This is a genomic window from Oleiphilus sp. HI0079, from assembly GCF_001635105.1.
This window is the reverse complement of sequence record NZ_LWFT01000834.1, coordinates 1-1,867: the sequence shown is the minus strand read 5'-3', so window position 1 is coordinate 1,867 and position 1,867 is coordinate 1. Positions and strand designations below refer to the sequence as shown.

4 protein-coding genes are annotated in these 1,867 nt (G+C 47.7%); all 4 read right to left on the bottom strand.

What is annotated here, in order from left to right; translation table 11 throughout:
- Positions 1-220: type II secretion system protein (locus A3750_RS15610; RefSeq protein ID WP_156498631.1), on the bottom strand; the 220-nt coding region annotated here is incomplete at its 3' end.
- 63 nt (positions 221-283) lie between these two features.
- On the bottom strand, positions 284-742 hold the full coding sequence (locus tag A3750_RS27215; RefSeq protein ID WP_068457048.1) for a prepilin-type N-terminal cleavage/methylation domain-containing protein: 459 nt from the start codon (positions 740-742) through the stop codon (positions 284-286).
- Between the two features lie 166 nt (positions 743-908).
- Entirely contained in the window at positions 909-1,403 is a 495-nt protein-coding gene (locus A3750_RS15600; RefSeq protein ID WP_068457045.1) for a hypothetical protein, read from the bottom strand.
- Positions 1,404-1,409: 6 nt separating this feature from the next.
- A partial coding sequence (locus tag A3750_RS15595) for a type II secretion system F family protein (protein ID WP_197475072.1) occupies positions 1,410-1,867 on the bottom strand: 458 nt, incomplete at its 5' end.

Below are 1,867 nucleotides of genomic sequence, written 5' to 3'. Positions count from 1 at the left end.
TTAAACTTACCGGATTGGGAGTACCGCTGCTACCAAGCGCAATTTGCTGTGCTAGCAAAGCCTGTGAGATAAGAAGATCTTTTGCGACAAAGTTAGAATACTCAGAGCGTGCTGTGAACAGGCTAACGCCCCCGTAACTAAGAAGTCCGATCAAGACGATCACCATCACCAGCTCAATGAGGGTGAAACCATGCTGATTGACCTTGCCCCTTGCTTGCATAGTTAAGCCCCGTTGTTACGCAAAAAAGCGCCCTGAGGCGCTTTTTTTAAAATAGATAAGGACTTAGCAACCGCTTGTATCGATCGAGATCACAGGTGCGTTTCCAACAGCCGTCGCCTCAGTGTAAACGATCTGGCATGTGCCGGTGCCACCCGCAGCTGCGACTGTCACCGCGGTCGCAGTCGATGTGATCGTAAAGTCGTCTGACGTAATCTGTGCCGCAGTAAGAATGTCATTGGTTCCTGCTGTGGTGTCATCAACTGCAGGATATCCGTTTACCAAGTTCACTGTTGCGCCATCAAGCGTGACAGAACCTGTTGCCGTATTCTGATTGGAAACCAATGCATCAGCATGCGCAATCGCAGACGCAGCTTTCACCGCACCGAGAGCTGCCTGAACTGTGGCTGTTCTTGCTTCTGAGCCCAAATCGGCAAAACGAGGAAGCGCGAAGGCAGAGAGAATACCCAAGATCACGATGACCATGACCAATTCGATTAAAGTAAAACCGGCTTGACGTTGCATTTGCTGTAGCTCCTGTTGCAATAGCTTTAATAATTTACGCTAGGTAAGTGACAAGTTACGTTAACTATAGCGTCTAAATAGTTGGTTGCCACACATAAAAGCACCCAATTTGTATCTTTTCTGTAAAGAAGCATCTATCCCAATTCAGCTTTTCGGATATAGGATATCAATGCGCAATATATTCTAACGAAAGGGCTTGAACTTTGCTGCCTTCCTCAATGGTTTCAACTCGGAAAAACAGAAGCTCATCGCGCTCAATAAGCCTCCCCTCATAAACAATAGAGGAGTTAGGTAAATACGCGAGCACCCGCAGCTTTGGGTCATAAATCCAGTTTCCAGGCTGATCATTAAGCAGATCAATAGGCCGCTCTCCAAGATACTGTGGTGGCGTTTCCTCGACTCGACCTTTCAACCAACGCATTGGATTCGCGCCGCGGAGCTCTTTTGCACTAGCGAGCGATGATTTTACCTGTAATTCAAGCTGCATGAATTGCACAGCTGTTTTGATTTCAGCAAGCCTGTAATCGAAGCGTTTTTGCTCTAGAGAATCCATTTCTCGATCAATCTTGGGCAAGAACACCATTATTAAAACGCCGACCATTCCTAGCGAAACAGCAAAAGCCAAAAAGCGTCCACTAAACGCACGAGGAGAACGGCTCATGGTCGCTTAACCCCTTCCCATTGCGGCCGACCCTAGATCCCAGATCGGTAAGAAAACTCCCAACGCCAACACTAAGACAATGCCACCCATGACAACGATCAAAATCGGCTCGATCGACTCCGCTAAGCGCTTCAGTGAGTAATCGGCTTCCTCATCATAGAAATCCGCAACCTGATCTAAGAGAGAATCAATCGATCCGGTCTCTTCTCCTACCGATATCATCTGCAAAACCAAGGGTGTGAAGACTTCAGTACTGCGCGCTGAACGAAGCAAGCTATCGCCGCGTTCTATCGAGTTCTTCATTTCGACAATTCGGGATGCAATATAGTGATTTCCGGCCGCTTCAGCTGCGATCGCCAACGCGTGAGTGATCGGCATTCCCGCTTTCAGCATCATGGCAAAATTGCGAGTGAACCTGGACAAGGTGATCTGTTCAAACAAAATGCCGACGATTGGAAAATTTA

What these genes read in the sequence shown, in the direction of transcription:
- A3750_RS27215 (WP_068457048.1), bottom strand. Translation starts at nt 742, where the DNA reads ATGCAACGTCAAGCCGGTTTTACTTTAATCGAATTGGTCATGGTCATC.
- A3750_RS15600 (WP_068457045.1), bottom strand. Translation starts at nt 1,403, where the DNA reads ATGAGCCGTTCTCCTCGTGCGTTTAGTGGACGCTTTTTGGCTTTTGCT.